The organism is Winogradskyella marina (assembly GCF_015645385.1).
GTDB classification, from domain to species: Bacteria; Bacteroidota; Bacteroidia; order Flavobacteriales; family Flavobacteriaceae; genus Winogradskyella; species Winogradskyella marina.
In genome coordinates, this window is sequence record NZ_JADOET010000070.1 from 1 (window position 1) to 321 (window position 321).

At 34.6% G+C, this 321-nt stretch carries 1 tRNA gene; it reads right to left on the minus strand.

Features of this window, described 5'->3' with window-relative positions:
* Positions 1-235: 235 nt before the first annotated feature.
* Positions 236-309: transfer RNA gene (locus ITJ86_RS17695), tRNA-Ala, on the minus strand.
* Positions 310-321: the final 12 nt, after the last annotated feature.

Below are 321 nucleotides of genomic sequence, written 5' to 3' on the forward strand. Positions count from 1 at the left end.
AGGCATTCCCCATACGCTCTTATTTAGCTTATTGTACTTTTGTCTTTTTAATGAGTTACTATTTAATCCTTATCCGAAGATAAAAATTAAACTTTTTGATTAATTAAAAGCTCGTAAACCTTAATTAATCAGTATTACTATATATAAAAGAGAACGATCTCTTTATATATTATTTCATGTATCTTTTTCAATATGTCAATGAACTTTCAGTTTCCCGATTACTCGGGAACTTCAGTGGAGAATATCGGAGTCGAACCGATGACCTCCTGCGTGCAAGGCAGGCGCTCTAGCCAGCTGAGCTAATCCCCCATTTCTTAAGTT